This is a genomic window from Lysinibacillus capsici (assembly GCF_020217405.1).
Taxonomy (GTDB): domain Bacteria; phylum Bacillota; class Bacilli; order Bacillales_A; family Planococcaceae; genus Lysinibacillus; species Lysinibacillus capsici.
On the sequence record NZ_CP084108.1, the window covers coordinates 505,986 to 521,626 of the forward strand.

Sequence of the window (15,641 nt, forward strand, 5' to 3'; positions counted from 1 at the left end):
GTTGTCTTATGGTAGAAGGAGAATTGATATATGAGCGAACAAATTTTATCTGTTAGAGATGCAATTATTCAACGCCGTTCCATTAAAAAGTTTAATGGCCAGCCTGTAGAGCGTGAGGATTTAATGGCTATTATTGACGATGCAGTATGGGCTCCCAACCATGGTAATCGCGAGCCGTGGCGATTAGTTATTGCCTGTGGAAAGGAATTAACAAACCTTCATCAGTTGTTACGGGACTTAACAATTCCTAAATGGCAGGAGCTTTCAAGCGAAGATTTAGGGAAGCAGATGTTGAAATTTACATTACCAGGTGGCTATGCCTTTGTTATCGTGCCAGAGGATGCACGTCAAAAAGAACGTTTAGAAGATTATGCAGCGGCAAGTACATTTATTCAAAACATGCAGTTACTGGCATGGGATAGAGGAATAGGCTCTTGCTGGAAAACACCAGGCTTCCTAGATAACCCAAAATTCCGTGAAGCTTTAAAGGTACAGCCAGGTGAGCGTGTCATTGCTATGCTACAAGTTGGTTATTTTGATGAGGTGCCAAAAGGCAAAGAACGCAAACAAGCAGCTGAAATCGTTACAATTTTTGGTGAGTAATCAAACAAAAAATCCCTTCACTTTAAAAGTGAGGGGATTTTTTAATTAATCGATATTTATTTTTGTAATTCTGAAACCTCATATAAATAATCACTCAGAACACGTAAGCCTTTATCAAAGTTTTCTAAATGGAAGTGTTCATTTGGGGCATGGAAGTTTTCACTTGATAGACCAAAGCCCATTAACACTACAGGTAATTCTAAAATTTCATCAAACGCAGCGACGATAGGGATGGATCCACCGCCTCGTGTGTATGCTGTTGGCACATTATACACTTTTTCATAAGAGCGTCCAGCAGCCTGGATAAATGGATGATCGAAAGGCGTTAGGAATGGACGGCCTTTATCGAATTCAGAAATGTTGATTTCCACACCAGCAGGTTTGTGCTTTTCAACATGTGCTTTTAAAAGTGCTACAATTTCATCTGGCTCTTGATTTGGTACAAGACGGCATGTGATTTTAGCGCCAGCTTCAGCGGGTAGCACTGTTTTGATGCCTTCACCTGAGAAACCACCAAATACACCGTTAACCTCTAGGGTTGGGCGGGCCCAAGTACGTTCTAAATAAGAATATCCTTGTTCACCGAATAATTCTTTTACGCCAACTTCCTGTTTAACAGATTCTTCATCGAAGCCAAGCGCAAGATAAGCCTCACGTTCCTCTTCTGTTAATGGCAACACTTTGTCGTAGAAACCTTCAACTTGAATTGTACCATGCTCATCACGGAAGGATGCTAAAATTTCAGCTAATGCATGAATAGCATTTTGTACGCCACCACCATAAAGACCGGAGTGTAAATCTCCCTTAGCTCCACGCACATCAATTTGAATGCCCGTTAAGCCCCGTAAACCATAGCATACCGCAGGCTTCCCAGGACCATAAAGACCTGTATCGGAAATTAAAATTAAATCGGCGGCTAGTTTTTCTTTATTTTGCTCAACATAGGCAGGTAGATGTGGACTACCAATTTCTTCTTCACCTTCATAAATGAATTTAACATTAACTGGTAATGTCCCTGTTGTAGCAAACAATGCCTCAATCATTTTTAAGTGCATAAAGACTTGTCCTTTATCATCACTTGCACCACGAGCAAATAATTTATTGTCTCGAATTGTAGGATTGAAAGGCTCACTGTCCCATAAATTTAATGGATCAACAGGTTGAACATCATAATGACCATAAAATAAAATAGTTGGTTTACCTTCAGCATGTAGCCAATCCGCATAAACAACAGGGTGCCCAGCTGTTTGTGTAATGGAGATATTTTCAAGATTTAGTTTTTCAAACGCACTGGCTAGCCATTCAGCTGCATGTTGAATATCCACTTTATGCTCGGATAAAGAACTGATACTTGGAATACGTAAAAATTCATTCAATTCATTTAAATGTGCCTCACGATGTTCTGCAAAATAAGCATCAATTTGCTGTAAATTAGTCATTTAGCATCCCTCTTTCTAATATTTCGATAATAGAAATAGTATAGCATAATGTGGTAAGGAAGTGCCTTAATATCAATGGTTTCAAACATCTTTATTACTGATTAGCCCCAATTTTAGCCCCACTAGCCTGTAAAGTCTGACTAAATAATGATACAGATTCAGCCTCTAATTCCTTTAAAACATGGCCATATACATCCATAATCATCTTCGGTGTATTGCCTAATCTTTCAGCAATAACCTTTACATTTAGTCCACGATTTAACAAGATGGTGCAATGTGTATGCCGTAAACCATGTATCGTTGTTTTTGGCAGTCCAGTTCGATCTAGGATTTTATTAAATGCATAAATAGGACTTGTCGGAGCGATCGGATCTGCAGCATGTTCAAATATAAAAACAAACGTATCATCTTTTGATAAATCATCTTGCAATCTGCGTCCATTTTTTAATAATGCCTTTTTACACCATTTTAAATAAGCCTCAAGTTGCTTCATAACTGTTTCATCTACTAGAATGGTTCTATAGCTATTTGTTGTTTTGGGTGTATGGATGCCGATAACATCCCTGGTACGCTCAATAGTAATAGTGTTGTTTTTAAAGTCTATATTCTTCCACTGCAGTCCTAATGCTTCACCTCGGCGTATACCTGTGTAAGCAATTGTGAGGAAAAAAGTGTAGTGGGTAACATTTTCATTTTGCTTGGCATCATCTAAAAAAACGACCAATTCATCTGGAGTAAGGAAGTTAGATGCTTCCTTTTTCTTTTTGGTACTAGTTGGGATAGTTACTTTCGTGAAGCGGTTCCGGTTAAGTATCTCTTCCTCGACGGCTGCATTAATCGCTATTTTGAATATAGTGTGCCAGGCATGTATTGTACTTGGCTCATATTCACCGACCAGAGCATTAATAAAAACTCTTTGATATGTTTGCTTATCTAATTTTTGTAGCTTGTAATGACCAAGTAGGGGCTTTAAATGAACACGCACAATGATTTCACGTTGAACCTGTGTACCTTTTTTCCACTTGCCTTTATTCGTGTCATACCATATATCTAGCCAAGCACCAACAGTTATCTGATCATTTTCTACATACTTCTTATCACCATTCAGCATTGCTGCCTTCACTTCTAAAAGGGCTTTCAATGCTGTTTTTTCTGTTTTAAAGCCACTTTTCTTCTTCTCACGGCGTTTCCCAGTAGGATCATAATACTTATGTCGAAACATCCACAGTTTTTCTTTCTTCGCATTGAAATAGTGATATATTTCAGGTTCCTTTGCTGATTTATATAATTTCACCTTGTCCATTCCTCTCATGCTTGGGCGGCGTGTGTATAGGAATAGGTAAGGTGTTGAGTTTAAAAAGTGTTAATTAAATCATTGATGCAATCAAGTAAAAACTGATCTAATTGTTCCTCTATATAGTCAATGACGTATACTGGAACCTTTAAACTTAGATTGTCTAATTCAACTTGGAATATTTCTGAAATATCCTTTTTTATGTTAACAACGTTTTTATGTTCATCAAGATTTGTAGATGTGTCTACACAAAAAGCAAAATTTAAAGTCTGTTCCTCATATTTAAGTTTAAAGTTGATTTTAAAGGTCGCTTTGACTAGTGAAATATATTCATGTCCATACCCTTCAACAGGATCCGCAACGAATAAATCTGTTAAAGTATCTACTTTATGGTCTGATGTAATGTCATCAAAAGAAACACTCAAATTAACAAATGTGAATAAATCCCCTGGTGTACATTTTAAAAGTGTACATAGCTGCGTTAAAGTATCAAATTGAATACCCGAACCGTAATTATTGTACAGATTTGAAATGGTTGTTCGGGATAGTGTAGTTTGGTCTTTAACATTTTGTATATTTAAGCCTCTTTCTGCCATTAAAACCCTCAAATTGCAGTGAATAAAACCCGCCATTTTCACACTTCCTTTTATTGATAATTGTTTGAATTATATCACAATCAAATCAAAATAACCAATATGCTAATCAAAAATGATTGACTTCCAATTAAAAAAGAATTATCATCAATAAACAAATCGTTATAACCAATATATTGGTTAACTTGATTAGGGGGAGGTTTTGTTTTGGCTATTCAATTGAAGTCACAAGTTATTTTTAAAGAAGCTTTAATTAAATTGGGTTTTTCAAAAAGGGGATTTGCAAGATTTATAGGCGTTTCAGAGGCGACTTTAATTCAAATTTCAAATGGAAAACAATCTCCTAGACCTGAAACAGCTAGGAAAATTTGTAAGGCTCTAAATGTGGAATTTGATGAAATTTTCGCAATTTCTAATGAAAGGGGTGACTAACAATGATACCTACCCAAATTGAAGTTTCGCTCGATAAACAAGCCATTCGACAATACATAGAGAAGCGGCTTGATGAGGAAATACGAGAGGTATTGTGGTTGATAGATCTAAACAAGATGGCAGAGCTTACCTGTATGTCAAAACGCCAGTTAGAGGATGTCATTACTTGTGATATACGTATGCGGGCAATTGAGATTAGGAGGAATCGCAAACGTTGGTGGCCAGCGAAACAGGCTTTTGAAGTTATCAGTTTGATAACAAGTGAATGGTGAAAAATACACAGCTTGGGCGGCAGTGTATATAGGATTAGGTCATAAATGAAAGTTGGTGGAAAAGTGACTACCTTAAACACAGAAAACGAGTTTCAAGAAATGCAACAAGACTTTTTAAATCATATAAATAGGATGAAAAGTGATAATTTCTCACAGATCCCAGCAGAATTACAGGCTATTACTAGATGGATTGTGTGGAAGTTTGAAACGAAAAATGGAAAACCAACAAAAGTTCCTTATCAGCCTAACGGAAAACATGCAAAGACGAATGAACCTACTACTTGGGGTTATTTTAATGAAGCTGTTGAGGCTGCTAGAAGTGGACAGTATGACGGTATAGGCTTTGTATTTGCCCAAAATGATGAGTACATTGGTGTAGATATTGATAAATGTTATGAAAATGATGAGTTCAATGAAACAGCTCGCACAATTATAGATAACTTAGATTCATATACGGAGTTTTCACCAAGTGGCACAGGGGTTCATATCATTGTGAAAGGTGCTTTACCTGAACACATTACACAAACAGGCTTTAAAAACGCATCATACGGTGTCGAACTGTATTCATTTGGGCGATATTTCACATTCACTGGAGATCGGGACAATGACAATGAAATCCAGGAACGTTCTGACGAAATCGCAGAGCTTATTGAGAAATATTTCGGTAAAGAACAACTGGCACAGTATACAGAAACCGAGTTTAATAGCGAGCCTTTTAATATGGAGGATGATGCGGAGACGTGGAAGAAAATGTTTGCCGATAAAAAGAACGGTACAAGCATTTTAGCCATGTATAATGGCGAATTAGTACGAGATAACGACCATTCCGCAACAGATTATTATTTATCTCAGGAGCTCGCCTATTATTGCGATAAAGATTTTGTGAAAATGGATAGAATGTTCCGCAACAGCGGACTGTACCGAGAAAAGTGGGATGAGCAGAGAGGTGCAACGACTTATGGTGAGAGGACACTTATAACAGCTGCAGCAAGTAAAAAGAAAACAATATCTGACTATAAAAAGGAATATAGCCCAGCAGACGACTTTCCTATAGAGAAAGTAAATGGTGAGGTTCCATTCCCAAAAGGTTACCACTATGAACATGGATGCCTATATCAAGAGAAAGAAAGGAAAATAGGTAATAGTGGGATGGTTGAAATATCAAATGTGATGATATGCCGTCAAATTCCTTATATCACTCGCTCTTTTACGAATGTAGAACATCCACAATTGTATTATGAGCTTTCTTGGTCTGATAAAGGGAGAAGCTACAAAGAAGTTATTCCAGCAGGTGACCTCTCCATAAAAAAGGAGCTGCTTAAGTTGTCATACAAGTCTTTAGCTGTTACGGATAATAACGCAAAGGACTTAATTACGTATTTCGACAGGCTCAACATGATAAGGCGATCAGACCATGAACTTTTAGTAGAAAGGCTAGGACATATAAAAAATACGTTTATTCATCCAATAACAGCGAATGGCATAACAATTTTACCGCCTGATATTGGAGAAAAGCAGCTACTAGAGGCCTTTCAAACATCAGGAACCGTGGAGGATTGGATAGAGCATGTATTGAAACCTATTCAGAAGTATCCTAGAGCATTATTAATGGTAGTGGCATCATTTACCTCTGTTTTGCTACAAGACTTAAAAATGAAACCGTTCATCATTGATTTATCGGGAGTAACTTCACGAGGAAAAACAACTGTGTTAAGAGCTTGTGCAAGCGTATGGGGTACAGAACATTTAGTTTCGGAATGGAATTTAACCAAAGTAGCTGCAGAACGAAAAGCATCATTCTTAAATAGCTTTCCGCTTATCTTAGATGATACAAGAAAAGCAGACGAAAAACAGTTACAGGGCTTCATTTATAACTTTAGCGGTGGACGTTCAAAAGGTAGGGGATCTGTTAGTGGTTCACAGCGTGAGTTTACCTGGGGAAACCTAATGCTTTCTACTGGTGAAGATTCACTTAATGCTTATGCTGAACGTGCAGGTGGTGTGGCTGCAAGGATATTACCAATTACAGGCCTACCATTCGAAGGTGAGAATTATCAGTTTTTCAATGATCTCTATAAAGCTATTGAAAAATATTACGGTTCCATAGGTTTAGAGTTTTTAAAGAAGTGGCAAGAACAAAAACAAAATGCCATTCCTTATTTCGATAGTAGTTATAACGAAAGGTTCCAGCAAAAAGCCTATGGAAATGAAGTTATCTCACGCATAGCACGATATTACGCTGCCATTGTGTTTACGGCAGATTTACTCAACAATTTCTTCAATTGTAACATTGATTTAACAGTATTAGCTGATTTATTTGACGAATTAAATGCAGAGAACAAAGCAGTGGACAAGCCTATGCAGTTATTAGAAATGATACTACATGAATTAGATGCAGATCGTGATTCAATTCTAAGCGAATTCGCACATCTAAGCTCCAAACCATTAAAAGCTATTTATAGAAACGATACTTTATTTTTATTACCTGCATACTTGAAAGAAAAGCTGAAGGTAGAAGAGAAAACAATAAGAAGTGAATGGTTAAGGAGAGGCATAACGGTTGAGAGCATAAAAAATAACAAAAAGGTTGATTATCGCCAGCTTAAAGTTAGTGGTTCTAATTATCGAGTAGTACCTTTAACTAGCACAGTTGTTGAAGAACTGGGGTTTGATTTTTCGGAAGAAAGAACAGGAGCATATACAAGGTAGCAAGAGGTAGCAAATTAAAAGATAGTTTTTGAAAGGTTTGCTACCTCCATAATCTTTATATATCAACGTTTATACGTATAAGTAGCAAAGGTAGCAAAAGTAGCATAATAAATATATACACATGAAAAGATTGTAGCGAAGGAGCTAATTTACATTAAGTATTTATATATAGATACCCTATATTTTTTTCGGGCTACTTTTGCTACCTTGTTACCTTATCCTCTTAAACCCTTGATACGTCTATGTTTATAAGGGTAGCAAGAGGTAGCAAATAGAAAAATTGCTCTCTACTTTTGCTACCTGTATGAAAAAAGTGTGTAAGTAATCTTGAAACATATAAAAAAGGTGAGTGAATCCAATGTTAAATTATACAGAATCTGTTGAAATTCAGTTAGAAAATTTGAGAAAGCAACTTGATGCTTTAAAAGATGAAACTATAAAAGTAAATGAAAAGATTATTCAGATTATCAGTGTGCCAGTATCATTTGAAAAGAATGGCGCACATCGAATCATAGCGTTGGCTTTAACGAATCGAGGGAATCTATGGGGAATTGCTATAAATAGTTTTGGCGATTGGTACACAGTCGAGCGGTAATAATAGCATGTAAATTAGTGAAACAAACTCAACACAAAGTTGCAACGTTCCAAAACAACTCGATTCATTTTTCAGTGTACTGAGACATGCTAAGAAATGCTAAGGTAGAAACGTTCCCAAACTTGAATAGGGCTGTAATAAACGGTAAGAAATTGTGAGGTGTTTGTGATGTTTGAGCCTTGCAAAACCTATCATTAAACGGAGTACTACCATGCTGCAGAACAGTAGAAATTAGGCCTCAAAAGGTTGCATCCTTTTGTACGCATGGTTGCAACCTTTTTATAAATGGAGATTGTAGTATTATCAAGTATTAAGCGTGTAAAGTGTTTAATTATCATTGATTACAATTGATAACCTTATACTCGGATTTACTTGTATTTGCTAGTATTCACCCTAAGAAATCCTAAGATTATTTTGGTAACGTTACTATTCAAATGGAACGGAGTACAACAGTTACAGAACGGAACAGCAATGTTGTACAACATTGAAGGTAACTAGAAAAACTGAGTATTTTATTATAAATTGGAGAGTTTTTGAAACAGAACTAGACGGCTGGAAAATGTACAATCCTCATGCTCATAAATTGATAGCAAATGATAGCGTAATAACCTATATAAGTAATCCACTTTTACAAAACGAACACCGATAAGAGGTGATACTATGCAACGAGATACAAAAGGAAGGTTTTTACCTGGTAATACAATAGCCAAAGGTAACAGTGGCAATACAAAGCCGAAATATGGCAATCAGAACGCAAAGAAGCATGGTCTGTTTTCAAAAGTGCTGCATGGTCAAGAAATTGTGGGGGATGACTTGATTTTATACGCTTTTCATAAAGGTATAGCTATTCGATTTTATAAAGGTGAATGGCAGGATCATGGAGATGGTTTCACCATCTTTGGAGATAAAGCAGAAAAAGCAGCTTCTTTGCTAGGTATGTCATTTGAAAAGGTAATGATAAAGAGTGAGGAAACTCTTATGTAGGTACTGTATGAGTTGATAGAGTACCTACACAGATAAATGAAAGTGTGGTGTGCAAATATATATATGAACTTAGCAGCAATTAGCGATGATTTCAGCGAGCAAATGGCAGTTATGACAGAGGGTACAATTTACGATAGGAACAGCAGTGCATTTAACTGTGTGCCAGAACTAGAAGGTCGCATAAGGGAAGCTATGTATTTACTGTGGAAGGATGCTAACATCTGACGAGTTGGCCAACTATTTAGAACGAACAGCAGAACGCTATTTTCAGGAGTTGTATGAGTTTTCTTATGGTGTCACTTTATACGATGAAGATTGTTGGTTAGCAAAAGGTACTGAACGTTTAGCCTTAATGATAGTAGCTGAAAAAGAGAATCGTAGACGACAAATAGAACGCCTCAGAAAGGGCTACAAGCGTTTTAATATGATCTTGGAGCTATTACCCACAAAAGATAATGAAGTGCTACAGGCGTTCTATCTGAAGCGTCACAAGGTAGATTATGAGCAGTTGCGCGAAATTATTGAAAAGCACCTTTCAAGGATAGAGGCAGTTTATGAGGCAGATACAAGAGCAGCCGAGGAACGGACCAAAGAGATTAGTGCAAAAATAGAAGGACCAGCGCCTAAAAGAAAGTATCGATGTGGTCGATTGAGAAGATGAATAGTGAATATAGTTGGAAGGCTGCGCTTATTGTGCGGTCTTTTTTATTTAGGGAATTTCTATAGAAGTATGCTCACAGTGGATGGGCTTCATTTCTGGGTTATGGTATGATTAGTATAATAAATATGACAGAAAAGGAGGGAGTTTAGATGAAGGAATGGCTGCTTGAAAAATTAGATGATGCATCTTGGGCAATAAGTTGTGAAGGGTATAATGAAAAAGTAATACATACAATTTATCTAGGGATATTAGTATTTAGTATAGTATTGGTACATGAAGCTAGAGACATGGCTCAATCGGTGGGGTTTGAAGGAGATACGTCCTTTTCATCACTTTTCTTGTTGTCTCTCGAGGCATGTTGCCTGGTATCCTTTATAGTAGGTCTAATTTTAGCTCTCTATAGAACAAAGGTTAATTAAAACATTTAGGCATGATCACATGAACGTAGCTTTTTCTCATGGCTTAAATTTATATGATGTTGCGGTAATCTGAGCCGTGTTTATAGTGCGCAGTTTTTAGCTGACCTTGAAATTCAAGGTGCGTCAATTTTGACACAGGAATAAGCTATCGAATATATCGGACACCTTAAGGATATTCTCAAGCGTTTTGGACTTTAGCTATTAACTGGCACTTTCGACAGCTTTCAAAAGTTTCCCCTTAAATTTGATGAGCATGGCTACACCGTGAGTGCTATTATGAAAAGGGGCGCTTCCTAACAGAACAGTGTTCCCTGTGCACCTCGAGTTTATAGCGTTTTTAACGTAAAATAGGTTTCAGAATAGAGGAAGAAAGAATAAGCAGTACGAAGTCACATCTAAAAGGTGTGGCTTTTTTATCATAAGAATAGTATAGCTAAATGTAGTGACAAAGTTGTATGAATTTGTAATAATTGTAATAGAATCATTGGTAATTTATAATAAAGAAAGCAATTATATGAAATGAGGAGGGAGATTGTTGATTAATAGAATAAATGTTAATGCGGTATTAAATCCGTTAGGCGAAGGAATAAGTCGACCTTCTTTAATTCTAGGAGACGATTTTAATAGATACGTTCTAAAGACTCAAAAGGTTTTTGAAGATAACAAAATGGTAACTTATGATTGTATGTTTTTAAATGAATTACTCGCTTATCAAATTGCATGTTACTTGAGCGTACCAATTCCAGAAGTGGCAATAGCGTATCTTAGTGGGAAGTTAATCGAAAAAGATCCTGCATTAACTTTTGTACATCGGTTTTATGAAGGTAATTTATTTGCAAGTATGGAATTAAAAGATACAGAAAATAATATGGTTGAAAATTATAGGGAAATGATACAAATGAAAAAGCCTTATATTACAAGATCATGGAATACTTTTTTCTCTAATATAACTAATGTCGATGATATTTCCAAGATACTTGCATTTGATTTACTTATTGCTAATTTCGACAGATACGGAAATACAGGTAATCTTCTTGTTTCTAACCATTCTAGTTCAAGAAGAATATATGCAATCGACCATGGGCATGCTTTTTTTGGGCCGAAATGGGGAATAGAAAAGGTAAATGTCATGAGGAGCGTAGAAAATACATATCAGTATATTGATGGGTATATAAATATCGCTTTTGGAAATAATGTGAATCAAGGGTTGTTAGATGGACTTGGACCTGTTTTCAATTCTTTGGAAAATAAAATTGATTTAACAAATGTAGTGGAACACAGCTTTAAAAATGTAGTAAACTTAATCGAAGATATATCAGAGCCTCTTCTGGATGAATGGTTTAAAGAAATACCAGACGAGTGGTTTGTAAAAGGGCAAAAAAGTCAACAAATAGCATTCCATAAACAGTTTATTTTAAATCAAAAAAATCTTGTTAGATTTATTATACAACGAATGGCGGAAAGAAATGCTTTTTCTAATTATCTAGGAGGTGAGTTGCAATGGAGGAAAGAAAAGAATGTTGGTATAGTATAGTTCGTTATTGTGCGGATGATTTAGCTGGCGAGATAGTGAATGTTGGAGTGGTTATGCATTCGTTTAACCAGACTATTGAGACGAAGTATCTTATACTTGACGAAAATTCTCCAAAGATAAAAGCTATAGCTAACTCCAATATAGATGTTGCGTTATACAAATCATATAAGGATAAACTTGAATATTATTTGAAAGAAAGTATACATGACCTTTTGGGAAATGTCGGTGAAATAGGGGTTGGCTCTCCTGTTGCTGAAGATTTTCTCGAAAAACTGTACGAGTATTACAAAGATCAAAAATTAACACTAACTAGACCAAGCTTTTCTCTAACTGCAGATTATGAAAAATTGTTTAACAAAGTTTTTGAAACATATATCGGTAGTAAGTATCTGCAAGTTAATGATAAACATGTAAGTGTTAAGAAGTATGTGAGAGAGGTTTTTGAAGAGCATGATTTACTTGGGAAAAAGGTAATGTATGATTTTCCTATTTCACCTATAAAAGACTTAGAGGATCTTTTAAAAATTAATGTGGATTTTGGTTACAAAAACGGTGTGTGGAATTATCTCCAAGCCGTTCCACAATTCTCTGGTCCAAGTAAAAACACAGAGTGGTTTGCTAAAATGAAATTAATGTTTGAAAATATAGAAGATGATGCGAGAATGCATTTATTGTTTAAGTCTTCTGAGATATTGGATCATAGAGAATTCAATGAAGTTTTGGCATACTTAACAAAGATGGATAAAGAAAGAATCGTAAAATTGGATTTGGATGAAGAATCTAAAGTAATTGAACTGTGCAAAACTATCGAAAATGATGCACATGATATTGAAGAAATTCTTATATCGTAATTAAGATGTAAATTACGCTTGGTAAGCAAAATATCTATACTCATAAAAACACTTTCAGCTGCATGATGAGCCGAGAGTGTTTTTTGTTTATGGTTATATTTTTTCCCCATCTTTCATTATGAAGTTAATTTCATAATTAATTTCTAATGCTTCAGAAATCTTCTCGAGATCACCTTCACTGAAATTATTACGTGTCATTTTGTTATGTAGATTTTGACGTGTGGTTCCTAATTTATCCGCTAAATCTTTAACAGTCATATTCTTTCTACCGAGAATAATTTTAATTTTTTCGCTGGTAGTTAATTTCATACGTAACAACTCCTTTCAATATATAGTATATCATTTAGTGTACTTACATACAAATTCTTTATAAAGTAAATAAAAAAGTTTACTTTATAACTTTACATTGTAAATTTATTAGTGTACTATATGGTTAGCAACGGGATTACCAATCATATACAACCATCAATGGTTAGTCGGTGAATGGACTAGAAATAGCCGACATGTGCTAGGAAGGAGAGTGGAAATGAAAGTAACAGTTAAAGAGTGGTGTGTCATGTCAGACCACAACAAGCAATTACTTTTAAATGCAGTAGCAAATAAATAAACTGTGAAAAGGGGAAAAATAAATGCAGCAACATACACAGCAATTAGAAACATTAATACACAGTAACAGCCATGAAGTTTATTGCTTATCAAGTCAAATGATTCAACTAAAGGTTATCCAGGGAGCCGTAGCCCTATTACTCGAGCGTATCGAGGATATTGTACAGAAGGGGCGACATGAAGATCGAGGCGGTTTAGCAGCATTAGTTATATTAGAAATTATGGATACTGTACGTTTGATTGATATGGGCTTTTATCCGCTCTATACGACATTGCAAGAAACGGTGAATACAATTGAGGGTATTTCCAGTGAACTCTTCAATACTGTTGTTAGTGACACTCTCACACAATAAAAAAAGCCACTGCTGGAACAGTGACTAGTAAAAAAATAACACAGATTGACGTTTTAGGAGCCAGTGTATGGCTCCTTTCAAATTATCTTCTATCATCAGCTAATGCAGATAATACGAAATAACAGATTATTGCGATTACTACTAATGTAATCAGTAGTAGAAGGAAATAGCTCCAAAAATAAAGAGAAGTAAATAATAAGGCAAAGCCAGTAATTCCTGTAGCAACTAAAAACCAAGTCTGATATTCGTATCTTTCTCTAAATGAGAAGTAAATAAAGCTTAATCCTAATGTTATTACAGCTATAGATGAGATGAAATTTAAAGAAAGCCCAAACAAATAGGGACCAGGACTACCAAAGTAGTATTTTCCAAATTCAAAAATAGTTTCGGGTTTTGGAAGACCGTTATTAAAGTCTACACTATACCAGCTTACAAAAACAGCAAGTACAATAACAGATAATACATTTAGCCAGTTTGAAGTGAGACCTTCTAGTAATCTTACATAGCCTCTGATTAAAGCCATACCACCACTCCTTTTTTGTGAATTTTAGTAAAAAATTATTGTGTGAATTTACGATTTGTTTATTTTAACTAACACTTTGTAGAAGAGACTAAAAAGAGGCACGATGGAAGAATAGGCTGTCCCAATATTGGACAGCCCACTTCAATTATTCCTGTTCTTCTAGTTCAGCTACTGGAATAAACCAAGCTCGATAGCCATACGTTTTCGCCCAAATAATCTGTTGAGTACGAGGGTCTTTACGCCAAGCACGGAAAATTCCCATTGACTGGTGTTTTTCAGACCAAACTAATTTTTGGTTCGTCATTGAAATAACCTCCTTTGCAATTTTACTTGCAAAGGACTAAGAATTAATGCTATTATTACGAGGAACCCTACGAAAAGTTCAGTAATAAATAGTTATTAATTCACTACATTTATTTAAGTAGGTCCTTTGCAGGATCTATTTTTTTTATTCTTATACATCCATAAAACCTCCTTATTTATTATTTAATACACGTTCAATTCTTACCCTGGCCATCGCTTTTGAAACTTTATATCGTTCTGCTATTTCTCCAGCAGTTATTCCAGGAGTTATAGCTTCTTCAGGTACAAGTAAATTCCCTGCGAATTCATCCGCTTGCCATTCTGGATCCATATAGGCAGGGCGTTTAGATTGTCCTTTATCACGATTAAGACTTAGTCTTTCGTGTGTATGGAGAAAGAAATGACCCAATTCATGAGCAGCGGTAAACATGTGAATACCGACTTCTCGGCCTTCAGTAATTCCATCATATACTCGATCTTCTAAAATGATTTCTCTAGTTAGAGGATATGTTTTTGCATATGCTCCTCCCAATTCGCCTTCATCAACAACTTGTAAATTAAAGTTTGTATCCAAAAGTGGTAAGATTAACTCGTAAAATTTAATCATTGGAAAGGCATCTTGTACACCTAACCCCAGAATCTTTCTAAGAGCTTCTGCTACACGTCGAATGTCCACCTTCGACATCGGGTCAGCTGAGAGATTGGTCATGAGCATCACTCCTTATGTTTCAGAATATTGAAGATTTTTTGCTTATCATCACTATCAAGATCTGCATAATGACGAGCTAAAGCAAAAAGTACATCCATATCCTCTTGGCTTTGATTTTCTAATGAAATTTCAACACTTTGTTGTGCCTCGTAAAATGAATCTTCTAACTTCTCAAATTGTTCAGTAGATAAATTATATAATTCTCCTATATCGTTTATCCATGAACGAGGAACATTTCTTTTCCCATTTTCAACAGCTGATAAATGAGATACTGTAACACCTAAATTCTTTGCCATATCTTTCATAAGTTCACCATGTTCTATTCGCAACTTACGCAATTCTTTACCAAATGAAGTTAGCACAGTCGTTCCTCCTCCTCGCTAAATTATTAGTACATTTATAATATACACAATGATGATAACCTGGTCAACATTTTTGATGAATGAATGATCTATTTATGATATATATGTATCAAGTTATTTTTTGTGCTGCTCTATTTCTAATAATAGATTGATAAAATTTATGAGGTACATAAAGAAGGGCAAGCCATTGAAGCTGTACGATAGGTAACACTTATAGATCGCAAAATGGATCATCGGGGCATCTACATACCTAGTGTAGGTGCCTGTTATGTTACCAAATAAAAAAAGATTGAAGTGGTTAGCCCCAATCTAAATAACTCACACATTCCTATACACACGCTCGCCTAATTTTTAATTAGCCCCATTCAGCCCCAACTAGCCCCAAAGCAAAGCTATTAT

General features: G+C 35.7%; 20 protein-coding genes. 12 read left to right on the plus strand and 8 right to left on the minus strand.

All coding sequences use genetic code 11. The features are described from left to right. Window positions 1-30 precede the first annotated feature (30 nt). Window positions 31-603 carry a nitroreductase family protein gene (locus LCP48_RS02450; protein WP_225340636.1) on the plus strand — a complete coding sequence of 191 codons (573 nt, stop codon included), beginning with the start codon at window positions 31-33 and terminating at the stop codon, window positions 601-603. Between the two features lie 56 nt (window positions 604-659). Here the strand turns inward: LCP48_RS02450 and LCP48_RS02455 are convergent, their stop codons facing one another. From LCP48_RS02455 to LCP48_RS02465, 3 genes are all read right to left on the minus strand, one after another. Next, window positions 660-2,042: a dipeptidase gene (locus LCP48_RS02455; RefSeq protein WP_225340637.1), complete on the minus strand. Its 1,383-nt coding sequence runs from the start codon at window positions 2,040-2,042 to the stop codon at window positions 660-662. Between the two features lie 94 nt (window positions 2,043-2,136). Beyond that, on the minus strand, window positions 2,137-3,336 hold the full coding sequence (locus LCP48_RS02460) for a site-specific integrase (protein ID WP_455906472.1): 1,200 nt from the start codon (window positions 3,334-3,336) through the stop codon (window positions 2,137-2,139). Between the two features lie 59 nt (window positions 3,337-3,395). Continuing rightward, the gene (locus LCP48_RS02465) at window positions 3,396-3,968 is read right to left on the minus strand and encodes a helix-turn-helix domain-containing protein (RefSeq protein ID WP_225340639.1); all 573 of its coding nucleotides are present in this window, start codon (window positions 3,966-3,968) and stop codon (window positions 3,396-3,398) included. A 168-nt stretch (window positions 3,969-4,136) separates the two neighbouring features. Here LCP48_RS02465 and LCP48_RS02470 point away from each other — a divergent pair, with 168 nt between their 5' ends. The 10 genes from LCP48_RS02470 to LCP48_RS02515 all read left to right on the plus strand — a co-directional run bounded on the left by LCP48_RS02470 (window position 4,137) and on the right by LCP48_RS02515 (window position 12,386). After that, a complete protein-coding gene (locus tag LCP48_RS02470; protein ID WP_225340640.1) occupies window positions 4,137-4,361 on the plus strand; it encodes a helix-turn-helix transcriptional regulator in 225 nt (74 codons plus the stop codon). Between the two features lie 2 nt (window positions 4,362-4,363). Then, entirely contained in the window at window positions 4,364-4,633 is a 270-nt protein-coding gene (locus LCP48_RS02475; protein ID WP_225340641.1) for a hypothetical protein, read from the plus strand. Between the two features lie 45 nt (window positions 4,634-4,678). Continuing rightward, window positions 4,679-7,342: a phage NrS-1 polymerase family protein gene (locus tag LCP48_RS02480; protein ID WP_225340642.1), complete on the plus strand. Its 2,664-nt coding sequence runs from the start codon at window positions 4,679-4,681 to the stop codon at window positions 7,340-7,342. Between the two features lie 358 nt (window positions 7,343-7,700). Continuing rightward, window positions 7,701-7,937 (plus strand): hypothetical protein, encoded by a 237-nt coding sequence (locus LCP48_RS02485; RefSeq protein WP_225340643.1) that lies wholly within the window; start codon window positions 7,701-7,703, stop codon window positions 7,935-7,937. Window positions 7,938-8,597: 660 nt separating this feature from the next. Then, a complete protein-coding gene (locus tag LCP48_RS02490) occupies window positions 8,598-8,921 on the plus strand; it encodes a hypothetical protein (protein WP_225340644.1) in 324 nt (107 codons plus the stop codon). A 63-nt stretch (window positions 8,922-8,984) separates the two neighbouring features. Continuing rightward, the gene (locus tag LCP48_RS02495; RefSeq protein ID WP_225340645.1) at window positions 8,985-9,146 is read left to right on the plus strand and encodes a hypothetical protein; all 162 of its coding nucleotides are present in this window, start codon (window positions 8,985-8,987) and stop codon (window positions 9,144-9,146) included. Further along, a complete protein-coding gene (locus tag LCP48_RS02500; protein ID WP_225340646.1) occupies window positions 9,133-9,582 on the plus strand; it encodes a hypothetical protein in 450 nt (149 codons plus the stop codon). The genes LCP48_RS02495 and LCP48_RS02500 overlap by 14 nt, the downstream gene beginning before the upstream one ends. Window positions 9,583-9,731: 149 nt before the next feature. Then, window positions 9,732-10,001: a hypothetical protein gene (locus LCP48_RS02505; RefSeq protein ID WP_225340647.1), complete on the plus strand. Its 270-nt coding sequence runs from the start codon at window positions 9,732-9,734 to the stop codon at window positions 9,999-10,001. A 535-nt stretch (window positions 10,002-10,536) separates the two neighbouring features. Continuing rightward, window positions 10,537-11,535 carry a HipA family kinase gene (locus LCP48_RS02510; RefSeq protein ID WP_225340648.1) on the plus strand — a complete coding sequence of 333 codons (999 nt, stop codon included), beginning with the start codon at window positions 10,537-10,539 and terminating at the stop codon, window positions 11,533-11,535. Further along, complete coding sequence (locus LCP48_RS02515; protein WP_225340649.1) at window positions 11,502-12,386, plus strand: DUF3037 domain-containing protein; 885 nt, start codon at window positions 11,502-11,504, stop codon at window positions 12,384-12,386. Before LCP48_RS02510 ends, LCP48_RS02515 begins: the two co-directional genes overlap by 34 nt. A 93-nt stretch (window positions 12,387-12,479) precedes the next feature. Here the strand turns inward: LCP48_RS02515 and LCP48_RS02520 are convergent, their stop codons facing one another. Continuing rightward, the gene (locus LCP48_RS02520) at window positions 12,480-12,695 is read right to left on the minus strand and encodes a helix-turn-helix domain-containing protein (RefSeq protein ID WP_225340650.1); all 216 of its coding nucleotides are present in this window, start codon (window positions 12,693-12,695) and stop codon (window positions 12,480-12,482) included. A gap of 320 nt (window positions 12,696-13,015) precedes the next feature. Here LCP48_RS02520 and LCP48_RS02525 point away from each other — a divergent pair, with 320 nt between their 5' ends. Then, entirely contained in the window at window positions 13,016-13,345 is a 330-nt protein-coding gene (locus tag LCP48_RS02525; RefSeq protein ID WP_225340651.1) for a hypothetical protein, read from the plus strand. 82 nt (window positions 13,346-13,427) lie between these two features. Here the strand turns inward: LCP48_RS02525 and LCP48_RS02530 are convergent, their stop codons facing one another. The 4 genes from LCP48_RS02530 to LCP48_RS02545 all read right to left on the minus strand — a co-directional run bounded on the left by LCP48_RS02530 (window position 13,428) and on the right by LCP48_RS02545 (window position 15,242). Continuing rightward, on the minus strand, window positions 13,428-13,868 hold the full coding sequence (locus tag LCP48_RS02530) for a hypothetical protein (RefSeq protein WP_225340652.1): 441 nt from the start codon (window positions 13,866-13,868) through the stop codon (window positions 13,428-13,430). 145 nt (window positions 13,869-14,013) lie between these two features. Continuing rightward, complete coding sequence (locus tag LCP48_RS02535) at window positions 14,014-14,172, minus strand: hypothetical protein (RefSeq protein ID WP_016995199.1); 159 nt, start codon at window positions 14,170-14,172, stop codon at window positions 14,014-14,016. Window positions 14,173-14,343: 171 nt separating this feature from the next. Beyond that, on the minus strand, window positions 14,344-14,880 hold the full coding sequence (locus LCP48_RS02540; RefSeq protein ID WP_225340653.1) for an ImmA/IrrE family metallo-endopeptidase: 537 nt from the start codon (window positions 14,878-14,880) through the stop codon (window positions 14,344-14,346). 5 nt (window positions 14,881-14,885) lie between these two features. After that, window positions 14,886-15,242 carry a helix-turn-helix domain-containing protein gene (locus LCP48_RS02545; RefSeq protein ID WP_225340654.1) on the minus strand — a complete coding sequence of 119 codons (357 nt, stop codon included), beginning with the start codon at window positions 15,240-15,242 and terminating at the stop codon, window positions 14,886-14,888. Window positions 15,243-15,641: the final 399 nt, after the last annotated feature.